This is a genomic window from bacterium, assembly GCA_014360495.1.
In the GTDB taxonomy this organism is placed as follows: Bacteria; Armatimonadota; JACIXR01; order JACIXR01; family JACIXR01; genus JACIXR01.
Genome location: JACIXR010000003.1, coordinates 1 through 26,448, shown reverse-complemented (window position 1 = coordinate 26,448; position 26,448 = coordinate 1). Strand labels below are relative to the sequence as shown.

General features: G+C 45.3%; 24 protein-coding genes. 14 read left to right on the top strand and 10 right to left on the bottom strand.

The features are described 5' to 3' along the window. Positions 1–47: 47 nt before the first annotated feature. The 5 genes from H5T88_02950 to H5T88_02930 form a co-directional block, all read right to left on the bottom strand. Positions 48–1,127 (bottom strand): hypothetical protein, encoded by a 1,080-nt coding sequence (locus tag H5T88_02950; GenBank protein MBC7329296.1) that lies wholly within the window; start codon positions 1,125–1,127, stop codon positions 48–50. Positions 1,128–1,140: 13 nt separating this feature from the next. Beyond that, positions 1,141–2,103: an aldo/keto reductase gene (locus H5T88_02945; GenBank protein MBC7329295.1), complete on the bottom strand. Its 963-nt coding sequence runs from the start codon at positions 2,101–2,103 to the stop codon at positions 1,141–1,143. 16 nt (positions 2,104–2,119) lie between these two features. Beyond that, positions 2,120–3,763 carry a phosphoenolpyruvate carboxykinase gene (locus tag H5T88_02940; protein MBC7329294.1) on the bottom strand — a complete coding sequence of 548 codons (1,644 nt, stop codon included), beginning with the start codon at positions 3,761–3,763 and terminating at the stop codon, positions 2,120–2,122. A 218-nt stretch (positions 3,764–3,981) separates the two neighbouring features. Beyond that, the gene (locus H5T88_02935; protein ID MBC7329293.1) at positions 3,982–4,851 is read right to left on the bottom strand and encodes a CehA/McbA family metallohydrolase; all 870 of its coding nucleotides are present in this window, start codon (positions 4,849–4,851) and stop codon (positions 3,982–3,984) included. 18 nt (positions 4,852–4,869) lie between these two features. Further along, a complete protein-coding gene (locus tag H5T88_02930; protein MBC7329292.1) occupies positions 4,870–5,328 on the bottom strand; it encodes a DUF523 domain-containing protein in 459 nt (152 codons plus the stop codon). Between the two features lie 64 nt (positions 5,329–5,392). Between H5T88_02930 and H5T88_02925 the strand changes: the two genes are divergently transcribed. From H5T88_02925 to pyrF, 6 genes are all read left to right on the top strand, one after another. Beyond that, positions 5,393–7,123, top strand: a complete 1,731-nt coding sequence (locus H5T88_02925) for a homocysteine S-methyltransferase family protein (GenBank protein MBC7329291.1) — start codon at positions 5,393–5,395, stop codon at positions 7,121–7,123. Then, complete coding sequence (locus H5T88_02920) at positions 7,120–7,989, top strand: methylenetetrahydrofolate reductase (protein ID MBC7329290.1); 870 nt, start codon at positions 7,120–7,122, stop codon at positions 7,987–7,989. Before H5T88_02925 ends, H5T88_02920 begins: the two co-directional genes overlap by 4 nt. Continuing rightward, positions 7,976–9,316, top strand: coding sequence for an Ig-like domain-containing protein (locus H5T88_02915; protein MBC7329289.1), 1,341 nt, complete (start codon positions 7,976–7,978; stop codon positions 9,314–9,316). Before H5T88_02920 ends, H5T88_02915 begins: the two co-directional genes overlap by 14 nt. 21 nt (positions 9,317–9,337) lie before the next feature. Next, complete coding sequence (locus H5T88_02910; protein ID MBC7329288.1) at positions 9,338–10,369, top strand: Gfo/Idh/MocA family oxidoreductase; 1,032 nt, start codon at positions 9,338–9,340, stop codon at positions 10,367–10,369. A 128-nt stretch (positions 10,370–10,497) separates the two neighbouring features. Continuing rightward, positions 10,498–11,721 (top strand): methionine adenosyltransferase, encoded by a 1,224-nt coding sequence (locus H5T88_02905; protein MBC7329287.1) that lies wholly within the window; start codon positions 10,498–10,500, stop codon positions 11,719–11,721. Continuing rightward, positions 11,718–12,431 (top strand): orotidine-5'-phosphate decarboxylase, encoded by a 714-nt coding sequence (gene pyrF, locus H5T88_02900; GenBank protein ID MBC7329286.1) that lies wholly within the window; start codon positions 11,718–11,720, stop codon positions 12,429–12,431. Before H5T88_02905 ends, pyrF begins: the two co-directional genes overlap by 4 nt. Positions 12,432–12,451: 20 nt before the next feature. Here pyrF and H5T88_02895 read toward each other — a convergent pair whose 3' ends face one another. From H5T88_02895 to thiE, 5 genes are read right to left on the bottom strand one after another with little or no spacing between them, the layout of a single operon-like run. Beyond that, on the bottom strand, positions 12,452–14,107 hold the full coding sequence (locus H5T88_02895; protein ID MBC7329285.1) for an arginine--tRNA ligase: 1,656 nt from the start codon (positions 14,105–14,107) through the stop codon (positions 12,452–12,454). A gap of 7 nt (positions 14,108–14,114) precedes the next feature. Continuing rightward, entirely contained in the window at positions 14,115–15,218 is a 1,104-nt protein-coding gene (locus tag H5T88_02890) for a DUF1385 domain-containing protein (GenBank protein ID MBC7329284.1), read from the bottom strand. 11 nt (positions 15,219–15,229) lie between these two features. Further along, positions 15,230–16,195 carry a thiamine-phosphate kinase gene (gene thiL, locus H5T88_02885; GenBank protein ID MBC7329283.1) on the bottom strand — a complete coding sequence of 322 codons (966 nt, stop codon included), beginning with the start codon at positions 16,193–16,195 and terminating at the stop codon, positions 15,230–15,232. Beyond that, the gene (thiC, locus tag H5T88_02880) at positions 16,188–17,483 is read right to left on the bottom strand and encodes a phosphomethylpyrimidine synthase ThiC (protein MBC7329282.1); all 1,296 of its coding nucleotides are present in this window, start codon (positions 17,481–17,483) and stop codon (positions 16,188–16,190) included. The genes thiL and thiC overlap by 8 nt, the downstream gene beginning before the upstream one ends. Positions 17,484–17,505: 22 nt before the next feature. Beyond that, on the bottom strand, positions 17,506–18,486 hold the full coding sequence (gene thiE / locus H5T88_02875) for a thiamine phosphate synthase (protein MBC7329281.1): 981 nt from the start codon (positions 18,484–18,486) through the stop codon (positions 17,506–17,508). A 148-nt stretch (positions 18,487–18,634) separates the two neighbouring features. Here thiE and gap point away from each other — a divergent pair, with 148 nt between their 5' ends. From gap to H5T88_02835, 8 genes are all read left to right on the top strand, one after another. Further along, positions 18,635–19,648: a type I glyceraldehyde-3-phosphate dehydrogenase gene (gene gap / locus H5T88_02870; protein MBC7329280.1), complete on the top strand. Its 1,014-nt coding sequence runs from the start codon at positions 18,635–18,637 to the stop codon at positions 19,646–19,648. 14 nt (positions 19,649–19,662) lie between these two features. After that, on the top strand, positions 19,663–20,835 hold the full coding sequence (locus H5T88_02865; GenBank protein ID MBC7329279.1) for a phosphoglycerate kinase: 1,173 nt from the start codon (positions 19,663–19,665) through the stop codon (positions 20,833–20,835). A gap of 9 nt (positions 20,836–20,844) precedes the next feature. Then, positions 20,845–21,627, top strand: coding sequence for a triose-phosphate isomerase (locus H5T88_02860; protein ID MBC7329278.1), 783 nt, complete (start codon positions 20,845–20,847; stop codon positions 21,625–21,627). A gap of 172 nt (positions 21,628–21,799) precedes the next feature. After that, the gene (locus H5T88_02855; protein MBC7329277.1) at positions 21,800–22,651 is read left to right on the top strand and encodes a hypothetical protein; all 852 of its coding nucleotides are present in this window, start codon (positions 21,800–21,802) and stop codon (positions 22,649–22,651) included. Further along, positions 22,648–23,349, top strand: a complete 702-nt coding sequence (locus tag H5T88_02850; protein MBC7329276.1) for a hypothetical protein — start codon at positions 22,648–22,650, stop codon at positions 23,347–23,349. The genes H5T88_02855 and H5T88_02850 overlap by 4 nt, the downstream gene beginning before the upstream one ends. 139 nt (positions 23,350–23,488) lie before the next feature. Continuing rightward, entirely contained in the window at positions 23,489–24,106 is a 618-nt protein-coding gene (locus tag H5T88_02845) for a sigma-70 family RNA polymerase sigma factor (protein ID MBC7329275.1), read from the top strand. A gap of 113 nt (positions 24,107–24,219) precedes the next feature. Further along, on the top strand, positions 24,220–25,395 hold the full coding sequence (locus tag H5T88_02840; protein ID MBC7329274.1) for a hypothetical protein: 1,176 nt from the start codon (positions 24,220–24,222) through the stop codon (positions 25,393–25,395). 728 nt (positions 25,396–26,123) lie between these two features. Beyond that, on the top strand, positions 26,124–26,448 hold a 325-nt coding region (locus H5T88_02835), incomplete at its 3' end, for a hypothetical protein (protein ID MBC7329273.1).

The window sequence follows — 26,448 nt, the reverse complement described above, 5'->3', positions numbered from 1 at the left end:
TAATGTTAAAAGCGGAGGGAGAGATTTGTCAATATTTGTATTTTTATTTAATCTTCAAGTTCCCAGACCGGCTCGTAAAGGGCAAGGACATTCTCGGTTGGGGTATCCGGTTGAAGAGTATGGCAAGGAGCGACTATCAAACCGCCATCTTTACCCACCACTTCTATCAACCTCTTAACATAATCCCTTACCTCTATCGGTTTTCCCCTGGGTAGAAGCTCTTGTTCATCAACTCCGCCGTGAAGCGTTATGTATTTGCCGAATTCCCTTTTCAATTCAAATGGGTCCATCCCCCTTGCTTTAGGCTGAACGGGGTTGAGGACATCAATGCCTATCTCTATCAAATCAGGGATAATTGCCCTGACGCTTCCACAAGAATGATATTGGACTTTAACTCCGTGTTTTTTACAGACTTCAACCTGTTTTCTCAGGCGAGGCTTGATATATTTTCGCCACATTTCGGGATTCATGAGTAAGGAGTTTTGTCCTCCAACATCATCATTTATCTCAAACATAGTAAGCAGTCCATTAGCTGAGGATAGCACCCTTTCCATCCTCTCCAAGAGATAATCCAACACCCTATCCATAAGTGCACAGGCAAAGGAAGGATTTAGGATGAGGTCGCTGAGGAAGTTATCCATTCCTCTTAGGAACCAGCTTATCTCAAAGAATCCCCTGCTATGACCGATTGTCGCGTAATCTAAATTCGCTTCGCATTGAGATTTTATCGTGGAATAATCCCACAAATCAGGAGAAGGCCAATAAGGATAATTCTCTAAATCCTCAAGGCCAGAGGCATTCCTTAATGGATTACGAACCAAATCCACATATCTGCCATTTCCGTATTCTACAAGGCGGAAATCCACGCCCCAGATATCTTTATAATATCCTTCTGAAGTTATCTCAATAGTGGGGTCAGCGTAGGCGATGGTGGATGCTTGTCTCTTAGGGAAAGGTCCTACCCAGACAATATCCCCACCGAATTTCTCTCTCATTCCCGCGTCGTCCAGCTTGAGGTCCTGTTTAAGACGTTCATAGAGCTCTGGCATAGCGGAGAATGTGAAAGGAGGGCGTCCCTTCGTCAGGCGATGTTCAATTGCAGATAAGACCCTTTCCTTGGATGTCATTAAATAAATGACATTAAATCCTTGCTTTACGCAACTCCTCTTCCCAATCGTTGATTATTTCCTCTATTTTATCCAAATCCTTTTGGGAAAGCTTTACCTCAGCAGATTGCAAATTCTCTTTTGCCTGCCTGGGATTTCTCGCCCCGACGAGGGCGGTTGTAACCCCATCCTGATGGATGACCCAAGCCACTGCCAGTGCGCCAAGGGTGCATCCCTTTTCGTCTGCTATCTCCTTCAATCTCAAGAGGCATCGTTTAGTTGGTTCAAATGCCTCTGGGGCGAGGGTGGGGTGGTTCCTTCGTAAGTCATCGGGAGGTTCTATTCCCCCAAGATGGAATTTACCGGTTAGGATGCCTCTTTCCATTGGGCTATAGGCGAGGATGCCGATGTTGTTTTCACGACAGTAGGGGAGAATCTCCTTTTCTATCTGTCTATTGAAAAGGCTATATGGAGGTTGAAGGGAAACTATCTTCGCATATTTCCTTGCCTCTTCCATCTGTTCAACATTATAGTTGCTAACGCCTATGTAGCGTATTTTGCCCGTTTGTCTTATTTCCTCCAAAGTTTCAAATGTCTCCTGTATAGGAGTGTTAGGGTCAGGCCAATGGACTTGATATAAATCTATTACCTCAACCCCGAGCCTCTCCAGACTAGCGTCTATTTCTTTTAAGAGGCTTTCCCTTTTCAAATTATGAAATATGTTACCCTTCTCATCCCAGGCAAGCCCGCATTTAGTCGCTACTATCACTTTATCTCTAACTCCTTTAATTGCCTTGCCAACGACTCTTTCCGCTCTTCCATAGCCATAAGCGGGGGCTGTGTCAATGAGATTTACGCCACCTTCTATTGAGACTTTTATAGCCTCTATTGATTGTTCGTCTTCCGGTTCCGCCCACCATACTCCACCCATTACCCAGGTTCCCAAGCCGATAACAGAAACCTCTAAATCGGAATCTCCTAATCTTCTATAAAGCATTTTTACCTCCTATAACCTAATCACTATTAATCGCTCGCACGATTTCCTCAGCGAGCTTGGGATAACGCTCAATATACTCCCTGCGTTCCTTTTTCAGCGTATTGACGAAATTTTCCATCTGCTCGTTTGTATAATAGCGTCTAGGGTCGAATTCGTTTATATCCATACCTTCTACCTCAACGGGAACATAATAGCCGAAATAAGGCTCTTTTTCCCATTTAATTGTTTCTCGGAAGATTGCCCTTGTTATCAGGGCTGTATCCTCTATCGTTATATCTCTTCCCTCCTGCACTATTATCTTTCTGCCTTCCTCGTCCTCGGCGAGGAGCTGACCTATTCTACCCGTGTTAATGAGATAACACTCAACCTTATTCTCATAATCTTTTATGAATTGATAAAAAAGATTTCCCTCCTCCGCCTCGTCTCCCACGATGAAGGGATTCGTCCCTAATACCCTTATGGATTCACCCGCCCTGCGTGGGTCGCCAGCGGTTGTCTCTATGCTTTCCCCTAATACGAAGGCAGCCGCCCCTTGCTCAGGCGTTAATTTAGCTGCGATGGGGATAACCGTGTTTCTGCGAGTGATGATGAAAAGGATAAGCTTATCAAGTTCTTCAATCGGCGGCAGATTGATGTCATCGCTAACCCTCGGTTTGAGGTCATCTCTTGGGAGGACGACCCTTCCATTGCTCGTTAAAATATGATTGCTGAAATCAACTCTCCCATCCCAGCTCACGAAGACATTCTCCATAGCGGAATTTCTGCTTTTCATTGCCTCTTTCAAGAAAGCTTGAGCTGGTTCATCAAGATTCTCCGTTTTGAGGAAGAAGGCGTTTTCTGTTCCCAAAATTGGTCCCTGCTTCTTAAGGGGAAGCATAACGAAATCGTCTTGAACTATTAAAGTCTTTTCCCCTTCCTCATTTAAGCCATGGTCGTGGCAGGTATGAATTGTCTTTCCCGTTCCGCTTAAACCGAAGGGAAGCATTCCATATAACCTAAGTTTTCCATCTACTTGTGACCTCGCATAAACGAGCTTTGAACCAGCGTGCACGCCAAGCCAACCTCTCTGCTTTGCAAACCACATTGCCATCCGCAGGAAGCCCTTCTTAACCTCGCCGAAATAATCGGTTCCCAAAACAATGGTTAGTCCTTCCTCAGGGAAGACGAGAATCTGTCTGTCTTTCTCTTGCCACTCGGGGATGTTAATCATCGTTAAGGTTGTGTCGCTTTCATAGCGAGGGTCGGGGTCGAAAAGGAGAATATCAAGCATATAAGCTAATCTTATATTGCTTCCCCGTTGGGTGGAGACATAAAGTTTGCAGGTGGGTGTATAATAGGAATTGTCAGCCATTCTTTTTGTTAGGGAAACCATCGGAGTGCCTGCCTCAATATATTTCTTCACCAACTCCAATGTCTTTGGAAGTTCCATGATGATGCGTTTCTGGTCTGGGTTGGGATTTTTTGTTTGCACTTTATCGCTTCCTATACAGACAGTAAGGCGAGCACTCCTGTTGCGGACATCAGTCATAAAGCGAACGCCGAAGGGGGTTTCATGTCCTGCCGCTCTCGCTTTTTGCTTCAACGGCTCGCCGGAAAGAGGTTGGACATTGGGCAAGTCGTCAAGCCGCTTAAGAAATTCCTTAAATTCCGCTAATTCCAAGGCAGATCACTCCTTTCCGATAAACAATTATAACGATTTTAACCTGTTAAATCAAAAAATTTCAAAATAAAAATTGATTTCCTTGGACTTGTTGTAAAATTTATTAAGTAACCCGATATACATCCGATTCATTATAAAACTCCTTTCCCTTACCTTTTGCTTTAGCTATGAAGAGCGAGAGATTATTTTATTTGCCAAGCTAACGAAAGCCTTGAAAATTAAATATAAATGGGATTGGACCAAGCTTTCCTATGATTTTCATCCTCGCATTCAAATCTAAGAAACCTGTTAAAATGCTTTGCTTCAAATTGAAAGTGTGTAGAATAGCCATTTTTTGAACACAAACAATAGCCCAAATGGTGAAACGATAAGAGGCAAGCGGAGATAACAGGAGTTGTTTCAATTTCAATAAGTGAATCGCTTATTTTAATCTCAAGGATGCGGGGACCGCTTGAGGCATAAAAAGCCCCTTTCCTTATTGCTTCCATAATGCTATCTTTTTCAAGTTTATCCGCTTCCACCTCTATCCACCCTCCACCCGCATCCTCAATCCTCCAGTGGGAATCATCTACCGCAAAACCATAGAGTCTTTTTCCTCTATTCAACAAATCATCCCAATGAACGAGGGAATATCCCTTCCTTACCTCCACTTCACAGCCGAAGTTGAATATCTCTATTCCTAATATACCCTCCAATGGATAGATATCCTGCCAGTAAAGTCCCGACCAATAGGGATGGGCGAGTATCACCTCTCCGCCGGCTTCCCTCATTTCGTCAATAAGTTTTTGAGGTGAATCCTTTCCCGAGGGAGAAAAACCGACGGGGAGGTTTAACCCTACAAAGTGCAAAGGTTCGTTCAAGTCTGTTCTCCCGGCTGTGAACTCCCCTCCATTTAAAACGAGAAAATCCTCACTGCTCAAGTGGGAAAAATCCGTTACCTTGTTATGGTCAGTTATAAAGATGAAGTCGTATCCGTGATTTTTATACCATTCAACAACTTCCTCTGGAGATTTCCTCCCATCGGATAATGTTGAATGAATATGCAATCCTCCTTTGAAAAATCTTTTCTTCAACTCTTTCCGTTCCATTCGTAGCATCATCTCCTTTCAGATTTTTATTCCGAGATAATCTACCTTTATTCCTATTCCCTTCAACGCCGTCTCCATCTCCTCAACCAAAATCCCCTCACCTTCAACTTCTCGTTCTTCGTCATCTTGGGTTATATGGGTTGATGTTACGCCACAAGAAGGCGAACCTTCAACTCCCAAAATCGCTTCAATCTCATATCCTGCTTCCACGAATCTCTTCAAATCTTCCGCTACTTCGTTGGCTATCTTCCTGCATATATCCCTAAAGGCGGGAACATCATAATCTGTTTTTGTCAGCGGCTTCCTCTCAGCGCCAAGGAAGCGAAGCTCAGGGCAGGGGATTTGATATATTCCCCTATCTTTATACTTCTCAAATATCTTCTCAATAACTCCCTTGCTTTTAGCTAAACCTTTCGCTCTGGCGTTCTGGTTAAGAAGGCAATGATGAACTACTATAATTCGTTTGCTTCTAAGCATATTTTTTAAATATAATTTATTTTCCAGGACTTTCAAGGAAAATTTCTTCTTTAAGGAGGCTTCTATGGACTTCAGAAAAAGATTAATGGAAGAAGAGGTTATAGTCTGCGATGGGGCTATGGGGACACTTCTTTATTCACTGGGTGTTCCCTTGGGGGGTCCAGTTGAGGAAGTAAACCTATCAAATCCTAAGCTCGTTGAGGATATACATAGACAATATATCTCGGCAGGAGCGGAGGTAATTGAGACAAACACCTTTGGGGCTAACCGTTTAAAGCTTGGGAAGCATGGATTGAAAGATAAAGTTGGAGAAATCAATATGAAGGGGGTTGAAATCGCAAGAAGGGCAAGTGAAGGCAAAGTTATGGTGGCTGGTTCTATTGGTCCACTTGATAAACTTTTGGAACCATTTGGAGAGCTGAAGATGGGAGAAGCAAGGGAAATCTTCCGGGAACAAGCGAGCTATCTTATTGAGGGAGGGGTTGACCTCATAATCCTTGAGACATTTCACAGTCTTCTGGAGCTGAAAACAGCGGTATTAGCGGTGAAGGAAGTGGATTCTTCTCTCCCGATTATCGCTCAAATGTCATTTTCCCAGGAAGGAAGAACCTCCATGGGAGTTACCCCTTCCTCGCTTGCAGTTGTAATGGAAGGTTTAGGAGTGGATGTTGTAGGGGCGAATTGTGGAAGTGGTCCCGAGGGGATTTTGGAGGCATTGGACGAGATGTCCAAATCCACAAGCCTTCCTCTTTCCGCCCTTCCCAACGCTGGTTTCCCGAGCTATTATGAGGGAAGGACTATCTTTCCTTCTTCCCCTCGATATTTTGAAAGGTTTGCCGATGAGGCGTTAAAGAAAGGAGCGAAGCTAATCGGCGGATGCTGTGGGACGACTCCCGAGCATATAAAGGCGCTAAGCAAGGTGGCAAAAGGCAAGAGGGTTCAGAGGAAAATCTATTCCTTTCCTCCCAGGGTGGCAAGTAAGGGGAAAATAGTTTCCGTAGGGGAGGGCGCTCCGGTTATAATAGGTGAGAGAATCAACACCTTCAATAGGCCAGCCTTGCAAGAAGACATAAGCTCAGGAAGAATGCAGATTTTGAGGGAAGAGGCGAGGAAACAGGTTGAGTCAGGAGCAAAAATCCTTGATGTGAACATTGAACTACCTCATACAAGCCCTGAGCTGATGAGGAATGTTTTGCTCAGAGTAAGCGAGGTCGTGGATGTACCGGTTGCGATTGATACACTAAATGAGGAGCTTATGGAGGAAGGGTTAGCAACGGCGGAAGGGAAGCCAATCTTGAATTCCTTTACAGCGGACGAGGCATCGGCAAGACGAATGCTTCCCTTGGCTAAGAAATACGGAGCTCTCGCAATCGGTTTGACTATGAGAGAGAGGAGGGTGCCATTGAAAGCGGAGGACAGATTGGCTTTGGCGAGGGAATTATGGGAGGAAGCAAAAAGATATAATTTAGAGAATTCCCTCCTTATAGACCCGGCGGTTTTATCCTGCGCCACTTCCCAAGAACATATTCTGGAAATTCTCAATTCAATAAAATTGATAAGGGAGAAAATAGGTGTTCCCGTGGTTATTGGGTTGAGCAATGTCTCATATGGGTTGCCTCGCAGAGCGCTTCTGAACGCCTCCTTTCTCGCAATGGCGATGTCTTACGGACTATCAGCTGTGATAATGGACCCTTTGAGCGAGGAAGTTAGGAACGCTTATCTGGCAAGCTGTGCCCTTCTCGGCTATGACGGGTTTTGCCTAAACTACATCTCCGCATTCAGGAGCAAGAAATGAGTCTGAAGGATAAGTTGTCAAGCTCCAGTGGAGCTATGATTTTGGAGGTGTCTCCACCCAAAGGGGTGAACATAGAGGAGATAATAGAAGAGTTGAAACCGTTGCTTGAGCGATTGGATGCGATTTCCATACCGGAAAATCCTAGAGGGAGGGCACGTATGGACCCTTTGGCATTTGGACACATCATCCAGGAAAGAACCGGGAAGGATGTTATATTACATATCACCTGCCGGGATAAGAACATCATTGCCCTTCAATCGGAGCTCTTGGGAGCTTATGCTCTGGGAATTAAGAACTTCCTCCTTCTTACGGGAGACCCACCCTCTGTGGGAGATTACCCATCGGCTAAGGCAGTTTACGATGTGACATCGGAGGGATTGATTAGCATCGCAAATAGAATGCGTGAAGGATTTGATTTATCGGGGAGGGAATTGGGAGAGAGGTTGGACTTATTCATCGGAGCGGGCTTCAATCCCTTTTCCGCGGAAGAGAAAGAGATGGAGAAAACGAAGAGAAAAATCTCCCTTGGCGTTGATTTTCTCGTTTCCCAGCCGATATTTTCCCTTGAGAAATTTCGCGAGTTTACATCTCGACTGCCTTCAAATATATATATCATCGGAGGCATATGGATTTTAAAAAGCTTTAGAATCGCTAATTTCCTACGCAACGAGGTTCCCGGAGTCTTCGTCCCCGACGATGTGATGGAAAGGATGGCAAAAGCAGAAGAACAAAGAGAAGAGGGGATAAAAATTGCCCGCGAAATAGCAGAGGAGCTTCTCAGGGAAGGGAAAGGGGTGATGCTTATGACGGGCAACGATTTTTCCCTTACGAGGGATTTTTTGGAGGTGTTAAATGAGAAGTATTAGATATCTTCTCTTTTGCTTCATACTTTCAATTCAATTGTTCGCTGGTGAACTTTTTCGCGTATCCATACAAAATATAGACAATGGAGAGATAAAGGTTAGCATAGACGAGGGGAAAAGCTGGGTGATAGTGGGGAGTGTTCTAAGAGCGGGTAAGGGAGTAGAGGAAAACGGCTTTACCGCTTGCAAATTTGGGAAGTTGGGAACAGTGGTGGCGGTTTCCTCTTACGCTATACACATCAAAATCGGGGAACCTCGTTCCATCTTTTCCATTCTCGCGAAGGAGATGGAGGAGATACCAAATGGGTTTGGGGGGCAAATCACGGGGCAAGCTGGGATTTTGACTGATATAAAGGCAGGAACTTCCATTTTCAAGGACCTCTCACCTACCGTGAGTAGCAAGGTATTCTTAAATAGAGATGATAAGTTATACGAGCTTCCACCTTCCTATAAGATTGGAGAAGGAGAGGAGTTCGTAATCTTAGTTGAGGAAAAGGAGTTGCCAAGATGGATAGTATTTGAAAATAAAGAGGGAGGTAATGTATATCTTTTTAAAGAAGGCAGAAGGGAAGTTATAGCACAAGTTAGGAAGGCGATAACTGGTATCGGTCGTTTTGATGGAACGGAATTCACTGGCATAGGGAAACTGAACACCGTTCATCCAGGTGCGCTAACAGTATCAACGGTTCCCGGGGGCGCGAGCAAGTTTGATTACACTCTTTCCGGTGGATTTCAGATAGTCCCCCTCTATGAAGAATTGCCAAGTTATGTTTCAACTTCACCACCGTATCTCATAGTTTCCTCTTCGCCGGGAAGTTATCCCCTATTTGATGGCGCGATAGGGCTTTGGGATTGGAAAGGGCAGGGTTTCAAAGTTGATGTCAGTGGGGATGGGATGAAATGGGAGGAAATACCAAATCTCAAGGGAAAGATTGACGATATTTCGTCCTATTTATCAAAACAGTCAAAAGAAAAAAATAAAAATGATGTTATAAAGCTCATAAGGATTTCCTTTCCTCAGGGAGATTTGAAGTTTAAAATAAAGGAGGTGTTGCGGGGAATCATAACGATGAGGGATAAAATCGTGAGGGGAAAGTTGGATATTGATGTAAGGATTAAGGGAGAAGGAGCGAGTATCGTAGAGTTAAGGATTGATGGCAGATTGCGAGGGATAAAGAATTTTCCTCCATTTGTTTTCAGCATAGATACAAGTGAGTTAATGGATGGGGAGCATATAATAGAGGTCATAGCTAAGGATATCAACGGCGATATCCTCGCCTCCCAAAAGGAGGTAATCTATGTTGATAATGAAGAAAACTTTAAACTTTAAAGAAAGGAGGAGAGCTCTTAAATGGCTGAAAAGGTGAAGATTGGTTTCGTTGGAGCAGGCTTTATGAGTCAAATGGCGCATCTTCCTTCCTTCACGGAAATAGATGAGTGCGAAGTTGCCGCCATAGCCGAGCTCCGCCCTATGCTTCGCGAGAAGGTTGCGGATAAATATCGCATCCCGAAACGCTATTCCTCCCATAAGGAACTCGCAGAGGATGAGGAAGTGGAAGCTGTCGTTGCCCTTCTTCCTTACCTCCTAAATCCCGATATTGCTACATATCTTTTGGAAAAGGGAAAGGATGTTATGGTGGAGAAACCTATGGCTTTTAACTCCCAGCAGGCAAAGGCTATGGTGGAGGTAAGTAGGAGAAAGGGACGCATTTTGATGATTGGATATATGAAGAGGTATGACCCAGGGGTTCAACTTGCCCGCAAAATTATTGATGACTTTCTCTCCTCAGGCGAGCTTGGGGAACCGACCTTCGTGAGAGTTCATATCTTCGGTGGAGATTGGGTATGCAATGTAGGCTTACCAATAGCCACGGATGAGCCCTATCCACCGCTTCCGGAGAGGAGGTCTGACGAGGTGCCGCCGGAACTTTTGCCGATGTATGACGAATTCATCAATGTGGCTTCCCATAACACCAATCTTCTCCGCTTCCTTCTCCCTGGAAGCTGGAAAGTTGAAGGCGCGGTTCTTAAGGGTTCCCAGCTTCTCGCCATTTTGAGCAGAGAGAATTTGCTTTGCTCCCTTGAATATGGGAGGCTTCCCGCCCATCGCTGGGACGAGGATTTAACGATTTACTTCCAAAAAGGTTGGATTAAAGTAGAGACTCCGCCGCCTCTTCTCAAAAATGTTCCGGCAAGGATTACTGTTTATAAAACGGGAGCGGAACCCCAAATATGGGAACCCATTGCTCCCTGGGGTTGGGGCTTCAAAAAACAAGCGGAGCATTTCGTAGCATGTGTTAGGGAAAGAAGAATTCCCCTTTCCTCAGGAGAGGATAGTATGAAGGATATCCTTTTGGCGGAGGAAATTTTCAAGAAAATTTAGTTATAATTGAGGTTGACAAACGCCTTTTTTCTTGTTAAATATTTTTAAAGTTTTGAAAGGGTGATGAGAAAAGGGGGCAGCGATTTTTTTCTTTTAATTAAAAATTTAGATAAGGAGGTGTTCACGAGATGAACAAGTTAAACCTCGAGATATTGGAACAGCCGAGCGTTGAGGAACAGGCTCGGGAAATCGTTGAACGCAAGGGCTTGGGACACCCAGATAGCCTGGCGGATGGGATTGCCGAGGCAGTATCAAGGGCTTTGTCAAGAGAATATAAATCTCGTTACGGGGTCATTTTGCATCACAACACGGATAAGGTGCAGATAGTGGGTGGGCAATCATCTCCTCGCTACGGTGGAGGGGAGATGCTGAGACCGATATATATACTTCTTTCAGGAAGGGCTACATCCATTGTTCAAACGGAAAATCGTATTGACCATTTTCCTGTTCATACCATCGCCCTTCGCGCAACGAGAGACTATCTTTCCTCCATCTGTAGGAATTTAAATCTTCACAAGGATGTGATAATAGATTCCCGAATAGGGCAGGGAGCTTCCAATCTCCAGAGGACATTGCAAGAAGAAATTCCCGAGGCTAATGACACATCGTTTGGAGTGGGACATGCGCCCCTATCTGAAACCGAGCAGGTTGTCTTGGAAGCTGAGCGCTATATGAACAGTCAGGAGTTTAAGGAGAGGCATCCAGAAACTGGGGAAGATATAAAGGTGATGGGTTTGAGAGAAGGTGATAAGATAACCCTAACTATTGCCTGTGCATTCGTTTCAAAATTCGTTAATGACCTTGACCATTATTTAACCCTTAAAAAGGAAATCACAAACGAATTGAAGGAGCATCTAAAGAGATTTACGAGAAGGGAACTGGAGATTCACATCAACACAGCGGATAAGCCAAAATCATCTGACGATGTGGAGCACATTTACCTCACGGTAACCGGATTATCAGCGGAGCAGGGAGACGATGGCTCGGCGGGAAGAGGAAACAGGGTAAACGGCTTGATTACCCCGGGAAGACCGATGTCTATGGAAGCAGCAGCGGGAAAGAATCCCGTTAATCATGTGGGCAAACTTTACAATATAATAGCTTGGGAAATGGCAAAGGATATTAAAGCAAAGGTTAGAGGCGTGAAAGAAGTTACGGTCAAGATTTTGAGCCAAATAGGGACACCCATAACCAATCCCCAAAGCATCAGCATTCAGCTCATTCCCGGAAACGATTTCACCACTAACAAGGCGGAAGAGGAGATTGAGGAAATCGCAAAGCTCCATCTTTCTGCGGAAAATCTCAGAAATCTAACCGAGCGCTTTTTAAGGGGAGAGGTTCCCGTATTTTGAGTTTTGAGAGTCCCATTATAGTTGCGCTTGACCTCTCTGAGAGGGAGAGGGCAATCCTCTATGTGGAGGAGCTTAAGGATTTAGTGGCAGGATTCAAGGTCGGCTTGGAATTAATCCATTTTGCTGGTTTTAGGATTATTGAGGAGATAAGAAGGAGGGGAGGGAGGGTATTTTACGATGGGAAATTCCACGATATACCAAATACGGTAGCGCGAGCCGCTAAGGCTTGTGTTTCGCTCGGGGTTTGGATGTTCAACATCCATTCCCTTGGCGGTAGGGAGATGATGGTGGAAACAGTTAAAGCGGTGAAGGAAGAAGGGGAAAGGCTAGGCGTTAAACCGCCTTTGGTTTTGGCGGTTACGATATTGACGAGCTTGGATAGGGAGGGATTGAGGGAAATGGGTATAGACCTGGAAGTTGACGAGATGGTAGGCAATCTTGCTTCTTTAGCGAAGGAGTGTGGATGCGATGGAGTTGTTTGCTCACCGAGGGAGATAGAATTGGTGAGGGAGAAATGCGGCGAGGATTTCCTCGTTGTTTGTCCCGGCATCAGGTGGGAGGAAGGGGTGGAAGACCATAGACGCTTCGCCTCACCTAAGTGGGCGCTGGATAGAGGAGCTAATTACCTCGTCATCGGTCGTCCCATCCTACGGGCGGAATCGCCCCGTAAAACCTTGTTTAAAATATTGGAAGAGATAAGGTCTATTTAAAGGGTTTGCTTAAATAAAAACTACATTCTCTCCGGGGCTTCCACTCCCAATATGTTTAGACAATTCCGCAAAACCTGAAGGGTTGCAAGCATAAGATTGAGGCGTGCCTCAGTTAAATCTTTATCATCGGCAACTATTACCCTGTGGGCTTCATAAAAGTTATGGAATATCCTCGCCAGCTCAAGGGAATAGCGGACGATATTATAGGGCTCAAGGGAGGAATAAGTTGCCTGAATGAGGGTGGGAAATTCGCCTAGCTTTTTAATCAAAGCTCGTTCTCTTTCCTCTTTGAGCAAATCAAGATGGGAGGTGGAAAGAGAAGATAACTCCAATCCTCTTTTTTCCGCCTCCCTTAAAATGCTGACTATTCTCGTATGGGCATATTGGACATAGTAAACGGGATTCTCGGGCGCTTGTTTCACCGCAAGCGTCATATCAAAGTCCAGAGGCGAATCTATTGTGCGAAGAAGATAGAAAAACCTCGCTGCATCTTTTCCGACCTCGTCTATCAATTCGTCAAGCGTTACGAATTCTCCCTCTCTCTTAGACATCATTATCAGTTCTCCTTCCCTCACCAACCTAACCACTTGGAAAATCAAAATCCTCAACCAATTCTCACCAAATCCCATTGCCTTAGCAGCTGAAAGCATACGCCCAACATATCCATGATGGTCAGGTCCCCAGATATCAATGACTTTGGAGAAGCCTCTTTCGTGTTTATTCAAATGATAGGCTATATCCGAGGCGAAATAGGTAGGAGTTCCATCCGAGCGCACAAGCACCCTGTCCTTGTCATCTCCGAAAAGGGTTGAACGGAACCAGAGAGCATCGTCCATCTCGTAGAGAAGCCCCTTTTCCCTTAAGAAATCAATCGCCTTTTTCACTTTGGAACTTTTATGAAGGGAACTCTCCTTGAACCAGCTGTGGAAATTAACGCCAAAACGGGAGAGCGTTTTCTTATGATTATCCACCATCAACTCCACCCCCTTCGTCTTAAACAAATCCATTCTCTCTTCGCCAAGCGTTAGAAGGCTATCCCCAAACTCCTCTCTTATCTTCTCCGCTAAATCCCTCACATATTCTCCCTTATAGCCATCCTGAGGAATTGGTAAATCCTCTCCGAAGAGCTGGAAATATCTTGCCTCTATTGATTTTGCAAATGCATCTATTTGGGAGCCGTAATCGTTTATGTAAAATTCCCTTGTAACATCAAATCCTAATTTGGAATAGAGATTTGAGAGAACATCCCCAATCACCGCTCCTCTTCCATGGGCAACGCTCAAAGGACCAGTGGGATTCGCGCTCACGAATTCAATTTGTATTTTCTCTCCTTTCCCGATATCTGGGAATCCAAATCTATCCCCTTCTTTCAGAACCGTCCCCACAACTTTTTCCAGTATCTTTCCCTTGAGGAAAAAGTTCATAAAGCCTCCCTTTGCGACATCACATCTCTCTATTATTTCCTCTTTTTCCATAAAAGGGATTAGCTCTTCAGCTATTTTCTCCGGCTTTTCCTCCAATAATTTACCCAATAATATGGCTGCGTTTGTTGCGTAATCGCCCAACTTCTCGCTCGGCGGAACCATTATTTCAAAGGAAGGGACCTTATCCAAGGGGACCCTTCCCCAGCGCTCTATTGCCCTTAACAACATCTCCTTTAAACTGTTGATAAGCATATCAACATCACCTCACCATAATGAGAACCAATTGGTATATCGTGAAAACCGTGCTATATCCGGCTATTATATGGATTAAGCCCATATTGAATATCCTTTGGAGAACACTGGGAGGCTTATAGGGAGCTTCTCTAAACTTTTGTAGTAATTCCCTACCAGCCTCAATTGCTTTTAGGAGGTATTTATCTGAAGGTTCCTTTGTGGTGATATATTTCTGCACAATCATCCCTAAATACCGCCAACTTAATAGTGAGATGACGAGCGCAAGGAGTATGCTATGGAAGATTTCGTAAATAAGAAAGGTGAGAAGGAGGAAAACGGCGAGATTGGTTCCACAGCGGGGATGTTCCTTGGGCATCCTTCTGGCCACTTCTAATTCCAACGGCTCTCCCGCTTCAATTGTATTTACCACCTTGTGTTCCGCTCCGTGATAGGCTGCTAAGGGGGAAATGCGAAGAAAGAGAAGGAAAAGCCCGAGCTCGAAAGCTCCCATAAGATAATATATTACATCAAATGGATTGAAAGTGCCGATTGGTGGAGAATTTTTTATAGCATATAAGGGTAGGGGAGTGTAGAGCTGAACAAGATACGCCAAGCCATCGGTTAAGTATATAGCGATTAAGATGAAGACAGCGAATACTGAGCCGGTTAAGAAAAGCCCTAAATCGCTCGCACCTGCCCTAAGGGTTCCCGTCGTGAGGTAGACGCCCAAGGGGGTTGCCATTCCCCCAACGGTGCGCGGTCTAAACGAGCCAAGTATATACCTCATCAAATCCCTTTTGAAAATCACGCCTAAGAAACGTCCCTCAATGCCAATAACGGGCACGGCGGGATATGGGTGGGAATCTAAGAAATAAGCGAGAAAGTCAATGGGTGTATCTTCCCTGATTATGGGTATATCCGTTATCATCAAATCCCTCGCGGTTAAATGATGGGAAAGTTCCGATAGTTTAACGAGGGAAACGACCCTCTCCTCAAAAATCAAACCGACCAATCTCCCATCCTCCAATACTCCCAGGGCTTTATCCCTTCCCATTTTCTCCAAAAGGGTGGGAAGAGGAGCTTCGGCATCAACAACTTCAACATTTTTAATCAGGCTTCGTATTGACATATTTTAGAATTTTAACTCCTTTTCCGAAAATGTTCAAATCCTTCTCTTGCCAGTTTCCTCCTTTTCCCTTCCTCCACCAACCAAATACCCTTTTCCTCAATGATTTCCCCTATTTCGTAAATTGGGAAGCTGATTTTTTCCTTTATCCCTGCTTCGCCTGTGAAGAGGAGCTCGTAGTCCTCCCCGCCGAAAAGGGCGAAATCAAGTGGGGAAAGGTTTTGGGATTGGCAAAGGGAAAGCAAATGTGGGGAAAGAGGGATTTTTTCTACGAAAATTAGGGCGCCTTTTCCACTCTCCTCACAGATATGTTTTAAGTCGCTCGCCAATCCGTCTGATATATCAATCATTGAGTGGACTCCCGGGATTTTTCCAATCTCCAATCCTTCCATCACACGTGGGAAGGGTTTATTATGCTTATTTATGAGGGAAGGAAAATCCAATCCCCCTTGGAGGCTCAAGAGACCACCCGATGAATCGCCGAGATAACCCGTTACGAATATCTTATCTCCCACCTTTGCTCCGCTTCTCAAGATGGGCGATTTGGCTTCCCCCAAGACAATGGAATCTATCGCTATTCTTTCCCCCTCGCTCATATCTCCTCCCACGAGGGAGACCTCAAAGATGTCCGCCAGTTCCTCCCAGCCCGAGAGGAAATCGTTCAGCCATTTATCGCTTAAATGAGAGGGAAGGGAAAGGGAGAGGAGGGAAAAGAGGGGTTTTCCTCCCATTGCGGATATATCGCTTAGGGAAACTGCGAGGGCTTTCCACCCTAAATAACGAGGGTTAACATCCGGGTAAAAATGAACCCCCTCAACGAGCAAATCGGAAGTGAGGAGGAGGTTTGCGTTATCGCCAACCCTGAGAACAGCGCAATCATCCCCAATCCCAACAATAACTCCTTCTCTTGTTCGCGCCCTTTTTCTAATCTTCTCTATTAGCTTAAACTCGCCGATTTCGCCGAGCTCTTTTTTATTCATTTACCCTCAATTTAAGAAATTCTTCCACTGTTTTCATGGCGCAGAACTCGCCACACATCGTGCAGGCACCGGAGAAGGATAGCCCGTGATTTTCCCTTACCTCCTTCGCCTTCTTCTTATCTATCGTGTATTCAAGCTGCTTAGCCCAATCCAGTTTGTAGCGAGCCTTTGACATCTCCTCGTTTCTCCGTATCGCCGAAGGAAGCCCCCTCGCAAGGTCAGCCGCGCTCGCGGCAATCCTCGCTGCGACTACTCCCTCGTATACCTCCTCAGGAGTGGGTAGGGCAAGGTGTTCTGAGGGGGTCACATAGCAGATGAAATCCGCTCCCGCGAGGGCAGCCACAGCAGCGCCTATAGCAGAGGCTATGTGGTCGTAGCCAGCGGCGATATCAACAACCAAGGGACCGAGTAGGTATAGGGGGGCATAGTTGGTGAGATGTTTAGTTATCTTTACTGTCGGTTCAACAAGGTGAAGAGGGATATGCCCTGGACCCTCTACCATCGCCTGAACTCCTGCTTCCCAACACCTCTTGACCAATTCCCCCTGGATAATCGTTTCCTGAAATTGAGCTCTATCATCTGCATCCGCTATTGAGCCGGGTCTCAGAGCATCACCAATGCTGATTGTGATATCGTATTGGCGGAGGATATCCAATAAATCGTCAAAATGCTCATAAAATGGGTTTTCGCTTTTGTTTTGCAACATCCAACAAAGAAGGAAGGCTCCACCCCTGCTCACTATTCCAGTTGTCCTCCCCTGCTGGCGAACTCTTTCAATCGTGGAAAGGGTTATCCCTGCGTGAATGGTCATAAAGTCAACTCCCTCTTTCGCTTGCTCCTCCACTACCCTGAAAATATCATCAACACTCATATCAAATATGTTTCCCTTTTTTCGTGCTGTCTCCACCGCCGCCTCATATATGGGGACGGTCCCCACAGGAATAGGGGATTTGGATATAATTCTCCTCCTTATCTCCTTCAAATCACCACCGGTTGATAAGTCCATTACAGTATCCGCTCCCGCCTCAACAGCGGAGCGGAGCTTCTTTTCCTCAAGGGAAATATCCGCTATGTCTGGAGAAGTGCCGATATTCGCATTGACCTTAACCCTCACTCCCTCTCCAATTCCAACTATTTTAGAATCCTTTCTTAGGACATTTCTGGGAATCACCAGACGCCCACTCGCTATCTTTTCCCTGATTAGCTCCGCATCAACGCCCTCCTCCTTGGCGACCTCTATCATCTCTTCCGTGATAATTCCTTTTCTTGCCTTCTCAAGTATCGTCATAATATCACTTCCTTTGAATTAATTAAAGCTTTTCTATTATCACAGTATCTCCTCTTTTCACCTTATTTAAGGGCTTAAGGTCCCCGATTGCCTTCCCGAACACCTCAACTGGGCTATCGGGTATGATTTCTCCCTCCTTGCTTATGGGCGTGGGACCGAAGAATATACACCATGCGTTTTCTGGCGGCCAATATCCCATATCGCCCAATTCAACCTTTTCCTGCAGATTCTCAGGCTGGCATTCAACTCCCGTTGAGAAGTAAATCTCTTTTCCCCATTTATCAATTTCAGAGCGAATGGGCAAGGCATCAAATAGCGCCCTCCCTATTTTGGTGTCAAAAAGCTCTCCCTCTACCTCAATCTTGCTTTTCTCAAATTTTATTTTGACCTTCATCCTGAATTCCTCCATTGCTTTATTAAACAAGCTGATCAGCTCCTCAACTGCTTGGCGGGGGGAAGGAGATTGGGAAACAGCAGAGATGACCGCCACAGCGTCAGCGCCATTCTTTACTACTTCAATTAAATTATATCTATTGAGTCCACCTATGGCAACGAGCGGGATGTGAATGCGATGTCTAACATTTGCCAATTCCTTCAAACCAACGGGCTGACCAGCATCCGCTTTGCTTGTCGTGGGAAAGATTGGTCCGAGCGAGACATAATCCGCCCCTTCACTTTGTGCTTTCAACGCTTCCTCAAGATTATCAACAGAAAATCCGATTATCCTCTTCCCCATAAGCTTTCTCGCAACAGGCAAGGGCAAATCTTCCTTCCCCAAATGGACCCCATCAGCTTCGCAAGAGAGGGCTATGTCAATCCTATCATTGATGATGAGGAGGGCATTGTATCTGTTTGTTAGCTCTCTGAGCTTCATAGCCTCCTCATAGAGCTGGAGTGTGGATGCTCTCTTATTCCTCAGCTGAATGATTCGGCATCCGCCTTGGAGGACTTCCTCAGCGAAAAGGGAATTCTCCAGTATTACATAAAGACCCTTGATTTTCATTAGCAAAAATTAAATCTAATTTTTTCTATTTAAAATGTCAAATTTAGAGACAAGAGGGGTTCAATTCTTAAATTGTCCGATTTTTCTTGACTTTTATTTCCAAGGGCGTTATCTTTTATAAGAAAATCAAAAAAAGGAGGTATGTGTTATGGCAACTAGAGTAGCAATTAACGGTTTCGGCAGAGTAGGAAGACAGGTGCTCAAAGCGATGTTGGAAAACTACCCGGACAAGTTCGATGTCGTTGCGGTTAACGACCTCGCTGATGCGGAGACAAACGCTCACCTCTTCAAGTACGATTCCAACTACGGTCGCTTCCCTGGAACAGTTGAGGTTAAGGATGGGCAGTTGGTCATCAACGGGAGGGAGATAAAGGTCTTCGCCGAAAAAGACCCCGCAAACCTTCCCTGGAAGGATTTGGGCGTTGAGATAGTCATTGAATCAACTGGCGTCTTTACCGATGCATTGAAGGCTAAGGCTCACATTGATGCGGGTGCGAAGAAGGTCATAATAACAGCTCCCGCCAAGAACGAGGACGCTACTTTGGTTATGGGTGTTAATCACGAGACATACGACCCTGAGAAGCATCACATCGTCTCCAATGCTTCCTGCACGACGAACTGCCTTGCCCCTGTTTGCAAGGTTCTCAACGATAAGTTCACAATAGTAAAGGGTTTGATGACCACCGTCCACGCCTATACAAACGACCAGCGCATCTTGGACCTCGTTCACAGGGACCTGCGCAGGGCGAGGGCGGCCGCTCTCTCAATCATCCCCACAACAACTGGCGCAGCAAAGGCGATTCATCTCGTTATTCCCGAGCTGAAGGGCAAGATGCACGGCATAGCCTTGCGAGTTCCCACCTCCACTGTCTCAATCGTTGACCTCACAGTTGAGGTGGCAAGAGAGACCACCGTTGAGGAAGTCAACGCCGCCTTCAAGGAAGCCGCTGAAACCTATTTGAAGCCTTATCTCGTTTATTGCGAGGAGCCCCTAGTTTCCATTGATTTCAAGGGAGACCCTGCCTCTGCCATCTTTGATTCTCTCTCAACGACGGTTATTGGAGGAAATATGGTTAAGGTTCTCGCTTGGTATGACAACGAGTGGGGCTATTCCTGCCGAGTAGCTGACCTCGCCGCATACATGGTGGATAAGGGAATTTAGGAGGTGTTTTATTGATGGAAAAGAAAAGCGTAAAGGATATTGATGTAGCGGGAAAAAGGGTTTTGATGAGGGTGGATTTCAATGTCCCATTGGCTGAGGACGGCTCAATTCTTGATGATAGGAGGATAAGGGCTGCTGTCCCCACAATAGAGTATCTATTGGATAAAGGGGCGAAGCTCATCCTCGTCTCCCATCTGGGGCGTCCGAAGGGTGTCGACCCCGCTTTAAAGATGGATAATGTAGCTCGCCGCCTCAGCGAGATTTTGGGGAAACCGGTTCTCAAGCTGGACAGCTGCGTCGGTCCCGAGGTCAAGGAAGCTGTGGATAAGATGAAGCCTGGCGACATAATAATGTTGGAGAATGTTCGCTTCTACGACGGAGAGACGAAGAACGACCCCGAATTCGCTCGCCAATTGGCTGAACTCGCCGATATCTATGTCAACGACGCCTTCGGGACAGCCCATAGAGCCCACGCTTCAACAGTAGGCGTTGCTCAATATCTTCCCGCCGTTGCGGGATTCCTTATGAAGAAGGAATTGGAGTTCCTGAGCAAGGTAATATCCGCTCCAGATAAGCCATTCGTGGTGATATTAGGAGGAGCAAAGGTAAGCGATAAAATCGGCGTTATTGACAATCTTCTGGATAAAGCCGATAAATTGCTAATCGGTGGAGGGATGCTCTTCACATTCCTCAAGGCTAAGGGTTACGAGATAGGCAAGAGCCTTCTTGACGCTGAGCATCTTGATTATGCGAAAAAAGTGTTAGAAAAAGCTGGTGATAAGATAGTTTTGGCGGAGGATGTGGTCGTTGCGGATAAAATCGCTCCCGATGCATCCTACAAGGTCGTCCCAGTTGACAGCATTCCTCCCGACTGGATTGGCGTTGATATAGGACCTAAAAGCGTGGAGACTTTCTCTAACTACATAAAGGAAGCAAAGACGATTTTCTGGAATGGACCGATGGGAATTTACGAGATTGAGATATTCGCTGAGGGAACAAAGGGAGTAGCGAAGGCTGTCGCGGAATCTCCCGCCCTCTCAATAGTTGGAGGTGGTGATATAGCCGCCGCTCTGGAGGAACTTTCCTATGCGGACAAAATCTCCCATATCTCAACGGGCGGAGGTGCATCATTAGAGTTCATAGAAGGGAAGGAACTGCCCGGCGTAGCCGTCTTACAGGATAAGTGAGGTGAAAATATGCGAAGACATTTAATGGCAGGTAACTGGAAGCTTTACAATGTAACAACTGAGGAGTGCGAAAAAGAAGCGAAGGGGATAGCGGAAGCGGCAAAAGATGCTGATTGCGAAGTCGTTCTCTGCCCGCCATTCCCCTTCCTACCGATAGTTAGGAAGGCAATAGAGGGAACGAATGTTAAGCTGGGTGCTCAGGGAGTCTTCTGGGAGGAGAGGGGAGGTTTCACCTCCCAGGTCTCTCCCCTGAGTCTAAAGGATTTAGGTTGTGAATATGTGATAATAGGGCATTCTGAGACGAGGGGAAGGTTCGGTGTTGGCAGCGTCAAAGAAGAGTTCCTTTCCTATTTCAGCGAGAGCGATGAGACGGTGAATTTGAAGGTTTTAGCAGCTTTAAAGGTGGGATTGAAGCCGATAATCTGCGTTGGCGAGACGATTTCGGAGAGGAAAGCGGGAAGGCAGGATGAGGTAGTTAGCTACCAAGTGGAAAGAGCTCTCGCTAATGTTGGAGATATAGAGGGGGTAGTTATAGCTTATGAGCCCGTTTGGGCGATAGGGACGGGAGAGTTTTGTGACCCTGACGAGGCGAACAGGATAATTGGGTTGATAAGGAATAAAGTGAGGGAGTTATTCGGGGATAAGGCTGAGGAGATGCGAATTCTTTATGGCGGGAGTGTGGACCCTGGCAATATAAAGAGCTTTATGGAGAAGGAGGAGATAGACGGAGCGTTAGTTGGGAGGGCTTCGGCGAAGGCGGAGAGCTTTGGAAAGATAATAAAATACAGATAAAAAAACAGGGCGGGGGTTCCGAAGGAACCCCCGCCCTAAGTCTAAAGGAAAACACATCGCCACCTCTTGATTCTCCATTTATCAATTTCCCCTCTGCACCCCTAAACGTTAATCGTTAAACTGTAGAGTTAAACGAAAATTTCCCTTGCATACTTTTTCAAAATAATATAAAATGTTAAAAAGGGTGAAAGCGATGGGTAGGTTGTTTTTGAAGGACTACATTCTCTCTCTCGTAGGACTATTGTTCCTCTATGGAGCAAGTCTTCCCGATTTCCTCCAGACCCTAAAATCCCTGAACCTCGCATCTAAAGACACATATTTAGGCAAGCCAGAGAAAGTAAAATCCTCCCTCCTAAAATATCCCATCCTCTCAAATAAAAGGGAAACAGGCTATTTAATCTGCGATGGGAACGGGAGCATTGAAGAGTTCAGCCTCCCCTCGCTTGAGGGAATCGCAAAAATAAAGGATTTTCCTCGCTTCTCCTTCTTCCTCAACAGCCACGCCACCGCCTCCGCCATCATGATGGCTAAGCTGGGCTTCAAGGGAAACGAACCAGAGAAAGCCTTCATAGCTTCCCTGAATGTCTTCATAGAGAAATGCCTTTGCAATCTTCCCGGAAAGCCCCTCATCCACGATATAAAGCAAGGTTTGGAAGGCTTCGCAAAATATAAGGGCAGGAATTTAGAGGTGAGGGAATTATTCTCATCGGAGGGAAAGGACAAAGCATTTGATTTCTATAAGAGGGAAATGGATTCAGGAAGACCCTTAATAGTCAGCTTCATAAACGATAAAGAGGGAAGAAATCCTCAAAGGGCAAGGGAAAGAAGGGATGCTGATTCCTATCTCGGAACAGGCTATCTTATACTTTCAGGAGATAGGAAAGCGGTAAGCCTTTTTGGCAAAAGGAATGTCGGTATTGGCGATGTGGTATATCTCATTCTCTACGATGGCAAACAAATCGTAGCTAAGAACTATATGGGAAACTACCCAAACATAATAATCCTGGGGGCAAGGGTGAAATGAAAATCCTCATCTTAACAATCACAATCCACATCTTTTACAGCCCAACTTGCAACGACTGCCAAAAAGCTCTGAGATTCCTCTCCAAATTAAATAATAAAGAGATAAAAATTCTAAAATACGACCTCTCCAATCCCCCAAACATAGGAAAGCTCCTCCAATTCTACAAGGCTTACAAAATCCCAGAGGATAAATGGGGAGGAACGCTCGCCCTATTCATCTCAAATCATTGCCTAACTACCCTGAGGGATATAAAGGCGAGGCTTCCCGAAATCCTTAAGGAAAAGGAGAGAGCCCCTCCCATATCTGTGGCAAAGCCACCACTTCCCTCCCTCTCCATCCTCGCTGTTCTCTCGGCTGGTTTTCTTGACGGAATTGACCCTTGTGCATTCTCAATAATCGCCCTCCTCTTTTCCCTCTTAGCTTCCGCATCAAGAAAGAGAATCCTCTCACTTGGCTCATCCTATATACTCGGCTCCTTCATCGCCTATGCCCTTCTGGGAATGGGACTGCTCCAGATTGTAAAGGGAATATATGCGATTTCCCTCCTCTCCAGCATCTTCAATCCCCTGATGGCTGTCTTGATGCTCCTTTTCCTTTTAGTCACCCTCCGCCATCCATTAATCTGCAAAGCGGACGGCTATCTCTTTCCAATTTTAAATAGGATGAGGCAGAGCTCCTCAATCCTTTTCTTTTTTTAGCGGGAGCTTTCGTGTCATTTGTTGAGCTCTTCTGCACGGGACAGGTCTACTTCCCCACCTTGGTCTATATTTGGACAGAAAGCTATCTCCGTCCAAGAGCCCTTCTCTTATTTCTCTTTAGGACGGTGGAGGGATTTCTATGAGGGCTTATGATTTTCTCAAAGAGAAATACGATTTGAGCGATGATTTAGCGGGTGAGCTTGCGAAAGAGCTTGAGGGGAAGGAGGAGGGGAAATGGGATTACCATTGCATAAAATGGTTAATAGAAAGGTTTGGGAAGAAGGAAGGTTGGGATTACATCCATAATAGATGTTTCAGGATAATAAGGGGAATAGTGAAGAGGCTATTGAGTGGGGATGGAGCGATTACGGAGGATAGGGAGGATTTTGAGATGGAGATAGAGTGGGAGCTTTACAAGTGCATAGAGAAATACAAGGGAGAAGGAAGTTTGGGAAGATATATCTATGCTATAGGAAAGAGGATTAGGAAGAAAATTATAAGGGTAAGGAATGTGGTTTATGGAGGGTTTATGGATGAATATGGAGATGATGAGGAAGATGGAGAGGATTTGTGGGATGAAAGGGAGAGCTTGAGGGGGGCTATCTCCCTACTTCCCAAGGATTTGAGGGAGCTTTTCCTATATCGTTCGCAGGGATATCTATGGAAGGAGATAGCGAACTTCCTCCAATGCCCAGAGGGAACGGTTAGAAGAAGATTTTGCGAGGTGAAAAGACAGCTCCGCAAATTTTTGAAATAATGAGCGAGCAAAATTCGCAAAAATAGACACATATATATATGGAATACAATGAATGGAATCATTTCAAAAGGAGGCGAGATGATATTGACAGATAGGCAAAATTATTATATCATTTGTATGGTTTTCAAGGCAGGTTGGTCCAAGTGAGGGATTCCTTGAACAATATAACCCAGTATCAATACGATGCCAATGGCAATCTGACGAAGGTCATTGATGCCAATGGCAATCTGACGAAGGTCATTGATGCCAATGGCAATGCAACGAACTATACCTACGATTCCCTCAATAGGCTCATCCAAATCTCCTACGCCGATGGAACCTCAGAATCCTATGAGTACTGGGCGGATGGGAAATTGAAGGTCAAAACCGACGGAAGGGGATGGAAGACATATTTCTTCTACGATTCGGTAGGAAGGTTGATGCATAAGCTCTACGATAACGGAACGGGGGTGGGCTATAACTACGATGCAGTGGGAAGGATGACATCGGAATACGATTTAACCTGGACGGGAACCCCTCCAAACTACACAATCACTTGGGCGGGAAACACGATAACATATCAATACGACTCGGCGGGAAGATTGACGAGAAAGACCTTGCCAAACGGAAGATATATATCTTATACTTATGATAGCGCGGGAAGGCGAGTGCAAATGACCGACTATTTTGGCGGTCAGACAAGTTATAGCTATGATGCTCTGGGAAGATTGACTTCCCTCACTAATCCCGTTCTTGGCGAGCTCGGGTATTATGGCGATGGAGATGCAGAAATGTATCTTTTGACTCAAAGATGGTATAATCCTATGATTGGAAGGTTTGTCATGAGGGACCCGCGCCCAGAGGATTTAAATTTCTACAATTATGCCTTGAGCAACCCTGTTTCACAGGTTGACCCTGAAGGTACAATCAGCATAGGTGCTGTAGCCTGCATAGTATGCGGGGGCATAATAGACTTGAAAGGGCTAGGCATTATTGCCGGTTGCATAATAGGATGCCGGCGTGCTATATTCCATCGAATAGACTGCATCAAGCATTGTTTGAAAGAGGAACTCGGTGATCTTCTGGATATACCAGAGAGTATAAAAGAATTTTTTAAATGCCTCAAGAAAGACCCTGTAAAAGCTGGACCCTGTTTTGCTTGTGCTGTCTGGTTCTTAGCAAAGTTTGGTGAGATACTAATTAAACCCGTGAAACCTTCCCCAAAACCGATTGTGGTGCCTATGCCACCACGACCTCCTAAAGTTCGTAAACCGGGGAAGTGTTTTAACTATCAAGGGATGGTGCTGTGAGCAGTGCTGAAGGCCATGTTAGTCCCTACAAGCGTATATGGACCTTTGTTAATACTTCTCGTTGTGGCCGCACTTTCAGCGGTTATCGGCTGTGAGAGAACATCCAGGGGTTATTGGAGATTAAGAGTGGAACAAATGCCCTTTATTTTCTTCGGAGCGTGGGGGCTTCTACTTATAGAGACAGTGAGCTATGTTTGGGGGTACCTCTCCTCCAAATTTCCTCAAGTAAACGAAGCTTGTTTTGATGTTATTCCTTGCATAGGATTTGCTATTGGCTACGGTGCATTACTCCTACTCCCGAAAGGCTGGTTTAATGAATTCGCTAGCCCACTAGTTCCACTTTTTATATCAGCGTCTTCTATCAGAAAATTTGTGACTTCTTTAAACCAACCCCTGAATAAATTGTCAGATTCATTAGCAGGAGCAACACCTAGGCAAGCGATAATCAATCTCATAAAGACAATGTTAAAATTTGCATTATTTCAATTCCCTGCCATTCTATATCTCGCTTTCTTTACGTCTTCGCCGCTCGCTGAATTATGGGTCCATATTTTAGCAATTGCCTGTTTTTTATTAGGGGGTAGTATAAGCTTTTTTTCTATTGGAATTAGCATTTGGCCACTAAGGACAAGGTTATTTCATAAGCCATAAAATAAAGAGCTATGACACCAAGAGTCTTGACAAATGGCAGGTATAAAGTTTAGGATAGCGCTGGTAGGAAAACCCAAATGACCGACTATTTTGGTGGTCAGACAAGTTATAGCTATGATGCTCTGGGAAGATTGACTTCCCTCACTAATCCCGTTCTTGGCGAGCTCGGGTATTATGGAGATGGAGATGCAGGAATGTATCTCTTAACGCAGAGATGGTATAATCCTATGATTGCAAGGTTTGGCGTGAAAGATCTCGTAAATTTTGGGAAACTTCATGCCTCGGAGGGATATCGTTATGTAGCTAATAACCCAGCCTCTAGCGTTCATACTTATGGGCGTATCCCAATACCACCTTTTATCTATAAGCTTCTTAACTTGGGGGCAGCTGTATCATGTTTAG